This window comes from Symploca atlantica LB2515 (genome assembly GCF_052546295.1).
In genome coordinates this window covers 383,250-398,765 of the sequence record NZ_JBQWMT010000001.1, presented here as the reverse complement: position 1 = coordinate 398,765, position 15,516 = coordinate 383,250, and the positions used below count along the sequence as shown (strand labels likewise).

Here is a 15,516-nt window from a genome sequence, read left to right as displayed (position 1 = left end):
TTTAGTTTTCATATTTTTCGTAAGCTGCGACAATTTGCTGAACCAGGGGATTGCGGACAACATCCTGGGCAGTCAGTTCGCAGAAAGCGACGCCATCAATATTGCCCAGGATTTTTTTTGCTACTGCCAATCCTGATTGTTGGTTTGCTGGTAAATCGGTTTGGGTAACATCGCCAGTTACTACCATACGAGAGCGGAAACCTAGGCGAGTTAACACCATCTTCATTTGTGCTGGTGTTGTGTTCTGAGCCTCATCGACGATGACAAAGGCATTACTTAGGGTACGCCCTCTCATGTAAGCCAAAGGAGCAACTTCAATAACGCCTCTTTCCATCAAACTGGGAATTTTCTCGGCATCAATCAGTTCATAAAGAGCGTCGTAGAGGGGGCGCAAGAAGGGATTGACTTTCTGTTGTAAGTCTCCTGGTAAAAAGCCTAGCTTTTCACCAGCTTCGACAGCTGGTCGTGTCAGAATTAGTCTTTCATACTGAGAATTCAGTAGAGCTTGGGCTGCTATGACTACTGCTAGGAAGGTTTTGCCACTGCCTGCTGGGCCAATGCAAAAGGTCAAGTCTTTGTTGAGGATGGCTTGAACATACTGTCGTTGCCGGAAAGTTTTGGCTCGAATTACCTCACCGCGACGAGTACGGGCAAGAATGTCCTGTTGTAAATCTTGGAGTTTATCGAGTTGCCGAGTATCTAGGGCATGGAAGGCGGTAAGAATATCCACTTCCGTGACATTTTTGCCTTCTTCCCAGAAGGGTTTCAGGGATTGCACCAAGGCATAAGCCCGTTCAACTTTCTTTTCTGTGCCGGATATCAACAGTTCCTGCCCTCGCAGCACCAAGACAGCACCAGTTCGTTGCGATAGGGTTTGGATGTTCTTTTCTCGGTCACCGGCTAAAGCGATCGCACTTTCTTGACTCGGCAGTTGAATTGTCTTCGTACTTTCTGTTTTTGATACTTCGTTCATGCCAACTGTGGCTTTAGAAGTTGAAAGTTGAAAGTAATCTCAAGTATGAAGTTCAATGGACCAAACGGTCAACAGGCAATAGAAAGAGTTTTTACTCAACTGTGAGTGAGGTGGTTGCTAATCACCCTCTTTTTTATACCCTTGAGAGTTGAGTCTTCATGCTTGAGCTTTCAACCTTCTAACCTTCAACTCTTTTACTCAGAGCGGAATTTGGGAGCTGCTTTTTTCGCAGACGGTCGTGTCGGCGCTCCTCTTTTTATTTTTACGCGGTCGCTACCAGAGGAGCTCTCTCGGCGGGAGGTTACAGTGTCACTATCATAGATATCCAGATTAGCAGATTGACCCGCTGCTTGGGCAATTGCTTGAATTAACGTCCGAATAGCTTGAATGTTGCGACCACCCCTACCGAATACTCGCCCCTTATCTGCTCCTTCAAATGCCAAGCGAATCCAGACTCGCCCATTGGTATTTAAGCGCTCGCAATCTACACTCAAGGAACTCGGCGACTCTAAGAATGGCTCTATCAAAAACCTTACGAGACCAACATAATCAGGGTTGGCATGTTGAGTTGAGGCAGAACTAATCTCAGGCACTGACTTGTTCAAAGACATTGGCTTTTCGCAAAATGCTGCGCACTGTTTCTGTCGGCTGAGCTCCATCTTTGAGGCGCTTGACAATTGCCGGAACGTTCAGCCTTGTTTCATCAGTTCTGGGATTGTAAAAGCCCAGTTCTTCTAGGGGACGACCATCGCGGCGGTCACTACTATTCATCGCCACGATTCGGTAACTAACTTCGCGCTTTTTGCCGTATCGTTTTAGTCTCAGTTTGATCATTTTTGCTAATAATTCTCCTGTTTGATTCTAAGCGATCATCGAGGCTGGAAGATTAGTCGAGTGGAAATTTTAACCTATAAGTCTTTCCCACCGGGTGTATCCAACTTTAAACCTTTACAACTGACCAAATCCCTTCTTCTTCTTTTCCTTTTTCTTTTTCTTTTGAGAATTGCTACCCCGCCAACCAGGCATTGAAGGACGATTGCCGCCCATACCGCCCATACCACCCATACCGCCCATACCACCCATACCACCCATACCGCCCATTCCCGGCATCTGGCCTTGACCCATTTGCTGCATGAGCGATCGCATTTTGGTAAACTCACTCACTAGGCTGCTAACATCTCTGTCGGTATAACCAGAACCACTGGCAATCCGGCGTCGGCGGCTAGGAGAACTGGCTAGCAAATCAGGGTTACGGCGTTCTTCAGAGGTCATGGAGTTAATCATGGCTTCTGATTGCTTGAGTTTATCTTCTCCCTTTGCCAGTTGGTCAGAACTCAGCTTGCCCATCCCTGGAACCAACTTCATTAAGCCGCCGAGAGAACCCATGTTCTTCAACAACCGCATCTGTTTTAAGAAATCGCTGAAGTCATACTTTGCCGAGAGCATTTTCTCTTGTAGCTTCTCAGCATCTGCCAAGTCAACCTGCTCAGTAATTTTCTCGACTAGGGTGATCGTATCTCCCATGCCGAGAATTCTCGATGCCATCCGTTCAGGATAAAACGGTTGCAACGCTTCAACTTTCTCACCGACACCAACAAATTTAATCGGCTGACCAGAAATCCGCCTTACCGAAAGGGCTGCACCACCGCGACTGTCTCCATCTAGCTTGGTGAGAATTGCTCCGGTAATGCCAATTTGTTCGTGGAAGGTGCGGGTGAGAGTTGCCGCCTCTTGACCCGTCATGGCGTCTACAACCAAGAGGGTTTCGTGAGGTTTCACGGTTTCTTTGATGCGGGCGAGTTCCCCCATCATTTCTTGGTCTATTTGTAGTCTGCCTGCGGTGTCGATAATTACTGTATCGACGCCCAGTTCCTCAGCTCTAGCGACACCTTGGCGGGCAATCTCTACCGGGTTGGCATCCTTACCCAGTTCAAATACTGGGATGTCAATTTGTTGACCTAGAGTAATTAACTGGTCAATTGCTGCTGGTCGGTAAACGTCTGTAGCGACCATCAGGCAAGTAAGTTCTTGCTTGCGCAACTGTAAAGCTAGCTTGGCAGTTGCGGTGGTTTTACCAGTACCTTGTAAACCAGCCATCAGTATAACTGTCGGCGCGGTGTCGGCTTTGGCTAGGGGAACATTGGTTTCCCCCATGACCTGCACTAGCTCATCGTAGACAATTTTGATGAACTGTTGGTCAGGACGGACGCCGGAAACTACCTCAGCACCCTGGGCCTTGGCTTCTACTTCGGCGACAAAATCTTTGACAACTTGGAGGTTAACATCTGCTGATAAGAGGGCGCGGCGTACTTCTTTGAGGGCATCTTGTATGTTGCTCTGAGAAATTTTGTCCTGGCCTCGCAGTTTTTTCCAGGCGTCTTCTAAGCGTTCGGCTAGGGCATCAAACATATGTCAATTTTTTTAGTTGATTTTTAATGTACTCCCAAGGTGTCTGTTTGCCAGACTTCTTACACAATAACGTTTTAGTAAACCTTGATTATAACCGAGGCAGGATACAGCAAAGTAGGGACTAGGCTAGGAAATACTGATTCAAGTGTCAATTGACAATTAAACAACTTCCAATTGACACTTTACTTGATTAGCCTCAGCAAGAAGGATTCAGCGGTAAACAGCGATCGCTTTTGCCCGGTCATTCCTGAGAATACCGGGGCTTAATTGTGTTTATAGCCGTTGATAAAATTCCAAACTAGGGAATTACTCAATAGGAGATAACTCCCCAAAAAAACCGCTATCTCTCTATTTACCAGATTAGTTTAGGCAAAAGGTCTATTGAACTATTTTCTTGGGAAGCAAAAAAAACACCCTAAAAGATTAGATCTGTTGACTATCGCTAACCACGGACTTCTCAATAATGCCTCCACCCAACAGCAGATCACCGTTGTAAAAAACAGCCGCTTGTCCTGGAGTAATACTGAACTGTGGTTCATCAAAAACCAGCTTCAGGCGATCGCCTGTAAGTGGAATCACTGTCACAGGGACAGCAGGTGAGCGGTAGCGGACTTGCACTGAGGCTTTAATGGGATTAGTGGGTACTGGAATCGACACCCAATTGACTCGCCCAACCTGACATTCTGATTGATTAGCACTGTGGCGATCGCCAACAATTACGCGGTTACGTACTGGATCTAAGGCGATTACGTACAGGGGTTGAGCAGCGGCAATACCGATTCCCCGACGCTGTCCAATAGTGTAATGGTGAATCCCACTATGTTGACCTAATACTTTGCCCTCAGAGTCAACGATGTCGCCTTGAGTTGGAGAAATGTACTTGTCCAGAAATGTCTGCATTGAGCCGTGAGACTCGACTAAGCACAAGTCTTGACTTTCTGGCTTATCGGCAGTCTTGAGTTGGTACTCAGTAGCAATGCGCCGAGTTTCTGTCTTCTTGACTTCTCCCAACGGAAATACTGAGGCTGCTAGGAGATCCTGAGTCAAGTCATAAAGGAAGTAAGACTGGTCTTTTGTTAAGTCTAGGGCTCTGAGCAACTGATAGCGATCGCTCTCGGCATCATACCTGATACGTGCGTAATGACCAGTGGCAATCTTGTCAATGCCCAGCTTTTCTTGGGCATAGTTGAGCATCGGGCCGAATTTCACGGCTTTATTGCACTGAGAGCAAGGTAGAGGGGTAATTCCGGCTTGGTAGCCAGACACTAAATAATCGATAATATTTTGCTCAAAGACATCACGACTATCGACAATATGATGGGGAATACCCAGTTGTTCACAAATAAACGCAGCATCGACCATCCCCTCAGAACAACATTGACCTTTCCCTTTCATTAACCAAAGGGTTAGACCAACTACTTGATATCCTTGACGATGCAGGGTGGCGGCAGCGACGGAACTGTCAACCCCGCCAGAGAGGCCGACGACAACTTTGTTCATGGAATCACACGGAACATTTTTTGACACACAACATAATCTAGGCTAACAGTTCACCAAAATTCTGTTCAACAAAAGTTAGTAAAAGCTTTAACTCTCAACCCCTGCTTACCTGTCTTGGTTGAGAGAATTTATTCTTGTTGAATTTTCCGATAGTCTTTTAATAGGGAAAAATGTCACGACACCCATCAGCTCCAGTTAATTGGGGAAGCTTGCTTAATGACAAAATTTAGCCTACTCAGACTTCCGAAAAAGCCAGTTAAGGCGGCTGCTTGGATATTTTTACTCTTGCTTGAGAGTTGGGTGATACCTCCTCTTGCCCCGGCCAATGCTCAAAGTACGCCGGAAGAAAGGATATTTGGGGATGATTTGCCGCCGCCATTGCCCTCATCTGTCCCAACAATCGATTCTCCACCTTCGTCTTTGCCCTCAAATTTACCAAGGGAAGCCCCCCCAGAGCGTGAGTTGAATTTCCAGGCTCCAGAACCACTAAACTCACAAGGTAATCCTGACTCTTCCTCCTATTTCGTGATCATTCCTGGAGAACCAACTCAATTGTCGGATATTGCGGCTCAGATTTCTCAGCTTGGCTTCGGGCAAAACGCAGTGCAACAAAGAGCAGGATCAAGAGGAGCGCACGTTGCAGTTGGTCCCTTTGACAAACGTCAAGAGGCAGACTACTGGAGTAGCTATTTACAGTCTATGGGTATGGATGCGCGAGTTCATTTTGGTAGATAGGTGGTGAAGTGATAAGGGGAGAAAAGCGGATTTGTGCGTTGACTGGGTAGCCTCACTCCCACCTTGATCAAAAACCTATCAATTACTGGAGGGAAGCAATCGTGAGACAACCTCAAAATCGGCAAGAAGAAATAGAGAAAGTCGTGGTAAACGCCCAGCAAATGCGCGAGATTGAAGGGCGCATCTTTGAGGCAGGAATGCCAGTAGCGGCTTTGATGGAAAAGGTGGCTGGGTTGATTGCTCAGCGAATTCAAGAGTTTTACCCCCCGGATCAACAGCACCGAGTTGGTGTGTTAGTTGGGCCTGGTCATAATGGTGGTGATGCTTTAGTGGTAGCCCGTGAATTGCACCTGCAAGGCTACGATGTAGTGATTTACCGTCCCATTGCCAAGCTCAAGGAACTAACTTCGCAGCATGCTCAGTATGCGGATAGTTTGGGGATTCCTTTTTACGAGCAGATTCAACCTTTACATCAATGTGATTTGATTATTGATGGCCTGTTTGGCTTTGGGCAAACGCGATCCCTTGAAGGTGAGATTGCTCAGGCAGTTGAGCTATTAAATCAATGGTCACAGCCTGTGGTTAGTATTGACCTGCCTTCTGGTATCCACACTGATACTGGTGAAGTGTTAGGTACTGCTATCCGTGCCAGCAAAACCTTTTGTTTGGGGTTATGGAAACTGGCGTTTTTGCAAGACCAGGCTTTGGAGTATCTTGGTGAGGCGGAACTAATTGATTTTGGTATCCCCCCGATGGATGTCTGGGCAATTCTGGGTCAACCAGCGGGGATGCAACGCCTGACAGCCGCAGTGGCACGAGATTATTTGCCTTTACCAAGGAAACAGACGACTTATAAGTACAAAGAAGGGCATTTACTGCTGATTTGTGGCTCAGAGCGCTATTCTGGTGGGGCGATTTTGACGGGCTTGGGAGCACGGGCTAGTGGCGTGGGGATGCTCTCAATTGCTGTACCGGAGTCTTTGAAACCTTTACTGGTTAGTCATTTGCCGGAGGCACTGATCATTGGTTGCCCAGAGACAGACTCAGGTGCGATCGCGCATTTGCCAGAAGCAGTGGACTTGAGTGATTATAATGCGATCGCCTGTGGCCCTGGTTTGACGCTTGAGGCAAAATCACTGGTGCAAGAAGTATTAGCAGTTGCTTCTCCTTTAGTGTTAGATGCTGATGGTTTGAATAGCCTTGCCGAGATGAGAACCGTGCCTACTTTATTAAGGCGTCAGGCTCCTACAATTTTAACTCCTCATATTGGTGAGTTTAAGCGATTATTTCCTGATTCAGCGCAGTTACTGCCGGATAGAGTTAGTGCAGTGCGTAAAGCCTCACAGCTTAGTAAAAGTATCGTGTTATTGAAGGGAGCGAGAACGGCGATCGCAGATTCAGGAGGCTCTCTCTGGCTGATTCCTGAAAGTACACCTGCTCTGGCTCGTGGTGGCAGTGGTGATGTTCTCACGGGACTAATCGGGGGTCTAGTGGCGTATCCCGCCTTGAGGGAACAGCCTTTGGCAGCAACGGTAGCAGTGGCTGCTTGGTGGCATGCTCAAGGTGGGATTTGGGCTGCTCAGGAGCGGACTGAGTTAGGGGTAGATGCCTTTACTTTGTCTGAATACTTAATACCTGTAGTACACTCTCTCCAGTCCTACTCAATAGTGGGAAATCAACAAGCTCTGTAGTTATTTCACTGCTGTTCTACAGATTGATTATTTGGTCACAATTGATGAAGAATAGATGCTGAAAATAAATAAGCAATTAAGAAAAATAATCTTATTTATCTTACTATTTTGTGTGAGCAGCTTACTTATTGCCTCCCTGCGACAGAAGTTTGCTCCCAGTTTTTATATCCAGGGACGCCATCTTTATGCCAAGGATGGAGAAAAAGTAGTCCTACGCGGCGTCAATAGGATGGCTGTATGGGTAGAACCAACAGGGGAATTCAGTCTACCTCAAATTGAGAAAACTGGTGCAAACGCTGTCAGAATTATGTGGATGTTGGCAAAACCGGCAGCAGAATTTGAGGCAATTATCAAGAATACTGTTAAATTGGGAATGATTCCGATAATTGAAATTCATGATGCTACTGGTAACTGGAGCAAACTACCAGCAGTAGTAGATTACTGGATTGATCCTGCCACAGTAGAAGTAATCAAGCGTCATCAAGACTATTTGCTGGTTAATATTGCCAATGAAGCTGGAAATTATCAAATTTCAGATGATCAATTTAAACAAGGATATAAGTCTGCTGTTTCTAGGATGAGGGCAGCAGGTATACACGTACCTCTGATTATTGATGCCTCTGGCTGGGGCAGAAATATAGAGCAGTTATTGAATACGGGACTATGGTTACAAGAGCAAGATCCTGATCATAACCTGATGTTTTCCGTTCACTGGTGGCACAGCGATAATGATCAAGAAAGAATTACCCAGGCACTTGAGCAGTCTGTGGAGTTAAATCTTCCTTTAATGGTGGGTGAATTTGCTCATAAGGAAGTTGGTTGTAAGGGAACTATCGCTTATCAACACTTGATCAAAGAGTGTCAACGTTTGGCAATAGGATGGCTAGCTTGGTCATGGGGAGGTAAGCCAGGTAATGCTGATTGCCACGAAATGGACATGACACCAAGCGGACTTTTTGCAGATTTACAAAACTGGGGTAAAGAGGTTGCCGTAACTGATGAAAATAGCATCAAAAACACTTCGGTTAGACCTCAGTTTATTCGTCAAGCTAGTAATAGCTTAAAAGCAAAGCCCAAAATGTTATTTAGTAGATAAAATAGCTCAATTATTTTTATTTGTCGAATAAATATTTTAGTGATTATAAGTAAAACTTTTTTCTGTGCGTGTAAAATTATAAGTTTTTAATAAAGTTATGAAAAGCACAAATGAATCCTTCCTTATTTGGCAATTATTTTTATTTAAAAAATTTATGGACATCACTAAATTTATAAGTTAGGCTAGGCGTGTTTGCCGTTTTTATATATTTTTGATTCATTTATTTTTTGCTTGCATATTTAAACAAACTCGTAAAAACTTTACAGATATTTCATGAACTATTAGCAAAGAAAGTCTACAATTCAAAATAATGGTTAAGTAGTAAAGGAAACTATCATGCGGCTACCAGATTTTTTAATTATCGGTTCTTCCAAGGCAGGAACAACAACTATTTACCATTATTTATGTAAGCATCCACAAGTTTACATGAGTGACCCCAAAGAGCCGGAATATTTTGCTTCTGAAAAAGATGAAAACTACGCTAAAGGAATAGATTGGTACGCTTCACATTTTAGTAAAGCTGAACCACATCAAGTCTGCGGTGAAGCATCAGGAAGATATACGCATTGGCCAAAGTTTTCCGCAGCTTCCGAGCGAATTGCAGCAGCGCTTCCTCAGGTAAAGCTAATCTATATTATGCGGAATCCAGTAGACCGAGCCTATTCTCATTACGCGCAAGATATCAAATATGCTCAAAACTTACTGGGTAAATTCGAAGTAACTGAAACCTTTGAAGAAAATATTAAACAGGATAGCTATTATTTAGATTGCAGCAATTACATGCAGCAAATTGAACAGTATCTGCGATTCTTTCCCAAGGAATCATTCCTATTTTTGCTGATGGAAGATTTAATCCAGCAACCAGCAGATATTTTGCACAAAATGTGTAATTTTCTTGGCATCGATAGTGGAGTTGATTTAGTTGGAGAAAAAGAGATTAAAGCTAACGAGGGGCGTCACCATAATGAGTGGTTCTTGCGCTCACGAATTACAGATCCCCTCAAGAAAATTCCGGGAGTTGCCCAGGTAGCCGCCTTGTTACCCCAAGAAGCGCGAGACCAAGCTTACCATTTATTAACAAACTTGCCCTATAAGCAGTCGATGGAAGAAAAATATATACCTCAGCCAATGCTTCCAGAAACTCGTCAGATGCTATTGGAAAAGTTTCGTGAACCTAATCAGAAACTGGCTGAATTTTTGAATCGTGATCTATCTCATTGGGATACTCAATTAAAGTCTGCGATCACCTCTGGAACTGCCAGAAGTTAGGTTTACCTTCAATACTAACTATTGGCAGCTAAACTTGCAGTCAAGAAACACTGCATCAACTTCCTTGTCGGATTGGGCAGGCTACAAAGAAAGCATCAACATTGCCCCATGCTAATCGCATTACCGAAAACTGATCGCAGTAAAATCATTGACTGCATCCCTAATTACTCTCAATCATCTCTATTGTTCCAGCTTAATTCCCCTAATCGCATAATCCAACAACTCCATCGGATGCATCAGGGTAATCTCTTTTTCTTTTAACTGCAAATGCTTCTGAATTTGCAAAGAACAACCTGGATTAGATGAAGCAATTAAATCTGCACCAGTATTCAGCAGATTTTCTACCTTTTGCTGTCCCAACTCAGCAGCTACTTCTGGTTGCAGCATGTTGTAAACTCCAGCACTACCACAACATAAAGCCGCATCTATTGGTTCCTGTAACTTCACACCAGGAATTTGCCGCAACAACTGACGGGGTTGCACCGAAATTTTTTGCCCGTGCAATAAATGGCAAGCATCTTGATAAACTATTGCCAATGGTTCGTCAGTTAGTGGCGAAAGCTTTGCCGTCAAACCCACTTGTGCCAAAAATTCTTGAGCATCTTTTACCTTAGCGGCAAATTTTAGAGCTTTTTCTGCATACTCTGGATCGTTTGCCAAGATGTGTCCGTATTCCTTGAGAGTATGACCACAACCAGCCGCATTAATAATTACAGCATCGACATCTGTATCGGCAAAACTATCAATCATCTGCCGTGCCAAGGCTTGCGCTTGTTCAGTTTGTCCTTGGTGTTCCGGGAGTGCTGCACAACAGCCTTGAGTTTTGGGAATAACTACTTCACAGCCATTAGCAGTTAAAACACGCACCGTGGCTTCGTTTACAGGCGAGAAGAATAAGCGTTGCACGCAACCCAGAATTACACCCACACGGTAGCGTTGCTTCCCTTGGGCAGGTATAACATTTGGCAGATTGTCCCGAAAAGAGTCTAAGGTAATTTGTGGCAAAATTGAATCCATCGCCGCCAAGCGAGGAAATACTTTCTCTAGTAATTGAGTAGAACGCACCAACTTTTGCAACCCCGATTTCTGATAGAGATAGAGGGGAGCAAGTAAGGGACGTAAGCGTTCAGGATAGGGAAATAAATTAAAGATTAGACTTCTAACAATGCGATCCGGTAAATGGCGTGGTTGGTTCCGTTCAACTTGATGTCTTGTCGCCGAAATCAACTTGTCATACTGGACGCCAGACGGACAGGCACTCACACAGGCAAGACATCCTAGACAAGTATCAAAATGTTGAGTTGTTGCCTCAGCAAGGGCAGCTTCACCCTGGTTAATCGCATCCATCAAGTAAATACGACCCCTCGGAGAATCCATCTCTTTGCCAATCACCCGATAACTAGGACAGGTAGAGAGGCAAAAGCCACAATGAACACAAGTATCGATCAGTTCCTGCTGTGGTGGTTTGTCTAAATCAAAGCCAGAGATGAGAGTTTGAGGCGTTCCTTCAAGGGAAATATTCTGCGAAGATGCAGCTGAACTCTTACTAACAGAGTCAGGTGTTGGGAACTGAGGATTACTATTGGGAGATGCAGTCTGCATAGTCTAAAGTATTTTATCAACTTGGTGTTTAATTTCTTGGGCAGAAGACGGGAGCAAAAAGCTGTTGTAACCTGCAACCTTTAATCTTTCCACCTGCAACCTCTAAATCCCCTCCACAAATCGGCAGGGACTCAAAAGATTTTTTGGGTCAAACTGCTGTTTAATACGGCGCATCATATCCAGAGTATTGCCGGCGTAACCCCAGACATCTAACTGCTGCTTCAATGATATCGGTGCTTCTAACACCGTCAGGAAGCCACCATGAGATTGGCAGCGCTGCCGCAGTTCCCTAATTGTTTGAGAACCTACTGTTGCTGAGTTAAGCCGCAAGTTTCCTAGTCCACTCCCGGCATGAATTAACCCTAATGCATTAGCAGAAGTCAGGTTATCTAGTTCAGTTAGAATTGCGACAGCGGCAGTGGGTAATACCCCTATTTTGCAAGTAATTCGTTCCTGTAGAGAGTCTGTCCAAATTTGTTTTGGTAATGATTGCCATAGATTTGCTTCCTCTGCATCACCATAGAGAGTGCCTGTTAAACTTAGTTTCTGCCCAACTTCTAGTAACCGGGTAGACTGTTCCTTAACGCTCTTGTTGACACTTTGGAAACGCACCATCAAACCCATACCCTGTCCCCAACCTAATTGGGCAACCAACGAAGTTGATAGCAAATCTACCGCAGTGGGTGTCAAAGCAGAAGCCAATAAAGTTTTCGTCGCACTTGTCAACGCTTCTGCTTCACCTGTCAATAAAACTGTCCCCGATGTCTCCGGCAGAGGATAAACTCGTAAAGTTGCCTGGGTGATCATGCCCAATGTCCCGTAAGAGCCGGTGAATAACTTCATCAGGTCATAACCTGCAACATTTTTTACTACCCTTCCCCCAGCTTTGGCAATTTGCCCATCGCAGCGAACCAAGGAGATGCCTAATAGCAGATCTCGAACCCCACCATAACGCTGGCGCCAAGAACCACTGTCTGCTGTGGCAATGATACCGCCGACGGTGGCTTCTTGGGGATATGCTGGTTCTAAAGGAAGAAATTGACCAGTTTTTAAAAGAATCTCTTGTAAATCGGTGAATTTGACTCCGGCTTCCACAGTAACAGTCAAGTCACCAACAGCATGTTCAATGACACGGTTCAGGTGTTCGGTACTGACGACAATGTCAACTTCCTTGCCTAAACCCCCCCAACCTAGTTTAGTACCACGGCCACAGGGGAGAACAGTCCAGCCTTGGCTATGAGCGCAAGTTATTACACTAGACATTGTTTCTACAGTGCTAGGGAAAACAACAGCACTGGGAAAGTTACCTACGGGATTCACTTTTGCGATCCGCTCTTGCCAACCTGGCTGCGAGTTTTCCCCATCATTAATACCAGAGTTACCAACAATCAGTTGTAGTTCTTGCGCGATCGCTTTCATCAAAGGTTATATCTAAAATGAGGCTCTTCCAATAGCCTATACCTTTGATGGTAAATAATCCCATATCTATTTTCCCCAGAGGAGTATAGATATGGGACTATGAGTAAATATCCATCTAGGATTTTATTAAGGGAAAAAACGGGTTAACCCGAACCAAATTGGTCAACCCGTGAGCTTGGGAACGCTAGGGATACTACTTTTGCAGCACCAGCTTGACGTTAGCGTTTTGTAGACCGCGCTGCTTGACTTCTGTCAAGGTCTTGTTGACGGCATACTTCTGGTTGATCGAGTTGATCAGCTCGGTTTGGTTATGCTTTTTGGCAACGCCCCAGAGGTCAGCAATCAGGTCGAAAGAACCATCGCTATTGCGAGACCAACCTAGGTCATACTCACCTTCAAGAACGGCAACGATGTCTGAACGAACACGCTGACCATTGTAGCCACGAACGTCGGCTTCGGTCTTAACGGAGATGCCCAAGTCACTGAGAGAAGCCTTCAAGATTTCGGCGTCTGTGATTTTGGTACGGAGGGTGCTAAAGTGAGACATTTGGATTTCCTCAGTAGAGATAGAAAAGAAACGAAAACGTAGCGTTTTTAGGTGACTAGCCGCTAATAGTAAGCGCGGCTTTTTGTCAAACTGCTAGCAAGATGTTGCTAGCCTTTACTCCTGTTGGGAGCAGGAGAAAGCTTGTTAAAACTCCAGTCGCTGATACTCAGCAACAGAAGAGGCTGCAGGTCGCGCACGCTGCCTAGCCCAGTCCCTAAGGGCTGCAACCTGCTCGGTCATCGTCCTAGAAAGCGGCTGAGTTGACTTAATTGCCGCAATGATGTCGAGTTGAGTGAACTCCCGATCTTGAGCGAAAGCTTCGTACATCGCTGCAATTAGCGCTTGCTCAATTTCTGCCCCAGAGAAGCCATCTGAGACTTTCGCTAGTTGCTCAATATCGAAGCGATTGATATCTCGACGCCGCTTACTAAGATGTATTTTAAAGATTTGCTGCCGCTCTTCCGTGGTCGGCAAATCTACAAAGAATATCTCATCGAAACGACCTTTGCGGAGAAATTCCCCTGGCAAGCGTTCCACTCTGTTGGCTGTTGCCATGACAAATACTGGGGATGTTTTCTCTTGCATCCAGGTTAGGAAGGAACCGAATATACGGCTTGAGGTACCCCCATCAGAGTCGGAAGAGCCACCGCTGCCAGCGAAGGATTTATCTAGTTCATCGATGAATAGGATGACTGGCGAAATCGATTCTGCAGTTTTTAGGGCGTTGCGGAGGTTAGCTTCTGACCTACCCACCATTGAACCATCATACACCCTGCCCATGTCTAGGCGTAGTAGGGGCAGACCCCACAGTCGGGATGTTGTTTTAGCAATCAGAGACTTACCACACCCAGGTACACCGAGAATCAACATACCCTTCGGCTGGGGCAAACCGTATTCCCTTGCCCTTTCAGTAAAGGCATCGGAACGTTGTTTCAGCCAGCGCTTGAGTTCTTCCAAGCCTCCAACCGCATCCAGTGTCTCATCCTCTTCAATATAGTCTAAAATTCCGTTGCGGCGGATGAGTTGTTTCTTCTCTGAAAGTACAATATTAACTTCACCTTCGGTGAGACGCCCAGCTTTAACGTGAGCTTTGCGATAGACTTTTTCTGCCTCGTCTCTGGTCAAGCCCAAAGCAGACTTGAGTAGTTTTTCCCTAACTTCTGTACTGGTGCGACGAGACTTAGATAGTTCAAGCTGATGAGAGAGAACCTGATTGAGTTCAGTCAGGTCTGGCAAGGGGTAGTCGAGTACAACTACTTCTTTCTCCAGCTCGATTGGAACCTGCTGCACCGGAGACATTAAAATAATAGCTTTTTGTGTACCTTTGAAGCTAGCGATCGCATCCCGAAGCCATCGGGTCGTTGCTGGCGCATCAATAAATGGATGTAAGTCTTTAAAAATATAAATACCGGCTTCTTTCTGCTGAATAACCCATTGGATTGCCGCTTCAGGGGAAACAGTATTGTGTTGAGTTATCTGGCGTGATTGACCGTACTCAACAATTCCGTGGGTTACAGTCCAAACGAAAACACGTCTCTGTTGGGACTTCGTCTGAGCAATTATGGCGATCGCTTTTTCCGTCCGCTCTTCCTCAGAAGTCACGAGGTAAATAAGAGGGTACTGAGCTTGAATTAAAATACTGAGCTCTTCTTGCATAACTATCGACCTAACTAGAGAAAGCACAACCACTGCTCAAACCAGATCAAGAGAGCAACGTGGTCTACTCTTCTTGACTTAAGCAACATCAACAGGGAACTAACTCTTCTTCCCCATGAGAATTTGTACTAGAACTTACTTCTTCCCGTTCTCTCACCTTTTCCACCGGGAGCTCATCTATTGCACCGGGCTGGTTTTTCAGGGTGACCATTTCATCTTCTTTGATGACTAGAGGGCTACTACACTCTGGGCAAGCGTAGACCCGATGGCTACTCCCGTAGGCTGCTTCTACTTCGTCTACCACTTCTGGGTGCCGCATGTAGAAGACAATTGCCCTCTCAACCATTCCCGACATTGATTCAGAATCAACAGCCGCTCGGATTTTGAGCTGGCGATGGAGTTCCGGCGGGAGATACAACGTAACCTTTTGCTTGTCTTGCATATACTTTCAATCGTTTTACCCGGGTATGTATGTAAGATTATCGGTTTATTGAGATGCTGTCAAGACGCTTAGCCAGCATGACAGCATTATTATTACATTACTTTACATAAACTGATTAATTAACGGCAAGAGAATTGCTCAGCCAAGAATTTCCCAAAAGTCACATCCCCTGGGATA

The 15,516-nt window shown here is 45.3% G+C and carries 14 protein-coding genes; 4 read left to right on the top strand and 10 right to left on the bottom strand.

Going from position 1 to position 15,516, the window contains the following annotated elements; translation table 11 throughout:
- Position 1: 1 nt before the first annotated feature.
- The 5 genes from ACT7WV_RS01710 to mnmA form a co-directional block, all read right to left on the bottom strand.
- A complete protein-coding gene (locus ACT7WV_RS01710; RefSeq protein WP_445101235.1) occupies positions 2-973 on the bottom strand; it encodes a PhoH family protein in 972 nt (323 codons plus the stop codon).
- A 194-nt stretch (positions 974-1,167) separates the two neighbouring features.
- Entirely contained in the window at positions 1,168-1,584 is a 417-nt protein-coding gene (locus ACT7WV_RS01705; protein WP_445101234.1) for a KH domain-containing protein, read from the bottom strand.
- Complete coding sequence (gene rpsP / locus ACT7WV_RS01700) at positions 1,559-1,807, bottom strand: 30S ribosomal protein S16 (protein ID WP_445101233.1); 249 nt, start codon at positions 1,805-1,807, stop codon at positions 1,559-1,561. Before rpsP ends, ACT7WV_RS01705 begins: the two co-directional genes overlap by 26 nt.
- Positions 1,808-1,921: 114 nt before the next feature.
- Entirely contained in the window at positions 1,922-3,382 is a 1,461-nt protein-coding gene (ffh, locus tag ACT7WV_RS01695; RefSeq protein WP_445101232.1) for a signal recognition particle protein, read from the bottom strand.
- 423 nt (positions 3,383-3,805) lie between these two features.
- Complete coding sequence (mnmA, locus tag ACT7WV_RS01690) at positions 3,806-4,909, bottom strand: tRNA 2-thiouridine(34) synthase MnmA (protein WP_445101231.1); 1,104 nt, start codon at positions 4,907-4,909, stop codon at positions 3,806-3,808.
- 189 nt (positions 4,910-5,098) lie between these two features.
- Between mnmA and ACT7WV_RS01685 the strand changes: the two genes are divergently transcribed.
- From ACT7WV_RS01685 to ACT7WV_RS01670, 4 genes are all read left to right on the top strand, one after another.
- A complete protein-coding gene (locus ACT7WV_RS01685) occupies positions 5,099-5,617 on the top strand; it encodes a hypothetical protein (protein ID WP_445101230.1) in 519 nt (172 codons plus the stop codon).
- Between the two features lie 101 nt (positions 5,618-5,718).
- On the top strand, positions 5,719-7,308 hold the full coding sequence (locus ACT7WV_RS01680; protein ID WP_445101229.1) for an NAD(P)H-hydrate dehydratase: 1,590 nt from the start codon (positions 5,719-5,721) through the stop codon (positions 7,306-7,308).
- Positions 7,309-7,420: 112 nt separating this feature from the next.
- A complete protein-coding gene (locus tag ACT7WV_RS01675) occupies positions 7,421-8,404 on the top strand; it encodes a cellulase family glycosylhydrolase (RefSeq protein WP_445101228.1) in 984 nt (327 codons plus the stop codon).
- 336 nt (positions 8,405-8,740) lie between these two features.
- Positions 8,741-9,673 (top strand): sulfotransferase domain-containing protein, encoded by a 933-nt coding sequence (locus ACT7WV_RS01670; RefSeq protein ID WP_445101227.1) that lies wholly within the window; start codon positions 8,741-8,743, stop codon positions 9,671-9,673.
- Positions 9,674-9,853: 180 nt separating this feature from the next.
- On the opposite strand, the gene ACT7WV_RS01665 is transcribed toward ACT7WV_RS01670, so the two are convergent.
- The 5 genes from ACT7WV_RS01665 to ACT7WV_RS01645 all read right to left on the bottom strand — a co-directional run bounded on the left by ACT7WV_RS01665 (position 9,854) and on the right by ACT7WV_RS01645 (position 15,339).
- Complete coding sequence (locus tag ACT7WV_RS01665; RefSeq protein WP_445101226.1) at positions 9,854-11,275, bottom strand: (Fe-S)-binding protein; 1,422 nt, start codon at positions 11,273-11,275, stop codon at positions 9,854-9,856.
- A gap of 102 nt (positions 11,276-11,377) precedes the next feature.
- Positions 11,378-12,694, bottom strand: coding sequence for an FAD-binding oxidoreductase (locus ACT7WV_RS01660; protein WP_445101225.1), 1,317 nt, complete (start codon positions 12,692-12,694; stop codon positions 11,378-11,380).
- A gap of 193 nt (positions 12,695-12,887) precedes the next feature.
- The gene (locus tag ACT7WV_RS01655) at positions 12,888-13,241 is read right to left on the bottom strand and encodes a DUF1257 domain-containing protein (protein ID WP_445101224.1); all 354 of its coding nucleotides are present in this window, start codon (positions 13,239-13,241) and stop codon (positions 12,888-12,890) included.
- A gap of 144 nt (positions 13,242-13,385) precedes the next feature.
- A complete protein-coding gene (gene ycf46, locus ACT7WV_RS01650; protein ID WP_445101223.1) occupies positions 13,386-14,897 on the bottom strand; it encodes a stress-responsive protein Ycf46 in 1,512 nt (503 codons plus the stop codon).
- A gap of 88 nt (positions 14,898-14,985) precedes the next feature.
- Positions 14,986-15,339 carry a slr0373 family blue light stress response protein gene (locus ACT7WV_RS01645; protein ID WP_445101222.1) on the bottom strand — a complete coding sequence of 118 codons (354 nt, stop codon included), beginning with the start codon at positions 15,337-15,339 and terminating at the stop codon, positions 14,986-14,988.
- Between the last annotated feature and the right edge of the window lie 177 nt (positions 15,340-15,516).

Coding starts and splice junctions, on each gene's coding strand:
- ACT7WV_RS01705 (WP_445101234.1), bottom strand. CDS start 1,584: ATGTCTTTGAACAAGTCAGTGCCTGAGATTAGTTCTGCCTCAACTCAA.
- ycf46 (WP_445101223.1), bottom strand. CDS start 14,897: ATGCAAGAAGAGCTCAGTATTTTAATTCAAGCTCAGTACCCTCTTATT.
- ACT7WV_RS01645 (WP_445101222.1), bottom strand. CDS start 15,339: ATGCAAGACAAGCAAAAGGTTACGTTGTATCTCCCGCCGGAACTCCAT.
- ACT7WV_RS01710 (WP_445101235.1), bottom strand. CDS start 973: ATGAACGAAGTATCAAAAACAGAAAGTACGAAGACAATTCAACTGCCG.
- ACT7WV_RS01670 (WP_445101227.1), top strand. CDS start 8,741: ATGCGGCTACCAGATTTTTTAATTATCGGTTCTTCCAAGGCAGGAACA.
- rpsP (WP_445101233.1), bottom strand. CDS start 1,807: ATGATCAAACTGAGACTAAAACGATACGGCAAAAAGCGCGAAGTTAGT.
- ACT7WV_RS01655 (WP_445101224.1), bottom strand. CDS start 13,241: ATGTCTCACTTTAGCACCCTCCGTACCAAAATCACAGACGCCGAAATC.
- ACT7WV_RS01665 (WP_445101226.1), bottom strand. CDS start 11,275: ATGCAGACTGCATCTCCCAATAGTAATCCTCAGTTCCCAACACCTGAC.
- ffh (WP_445101232.1), bottom strand. CDS start 3,382: ATGTTTGATGCCCTAGCCGAACGCTTAGAAGACGCCTGGAAAAAACTG.
- ACT7WV_RS01660 (WP_445101225.1), bottom strand. CDS start 12,694: ATGAAAGCGATCGCGCAAGAACTACAACTGATTGTTGGTAACTCTGGT.
- ACT7WV_RS01685 (WP_445101230.1), top strand. CDS start 5,099: ATGACAAAATTTAGCCTACTCAGACTTCCGAAAAAGCCAGTTAAGGCG.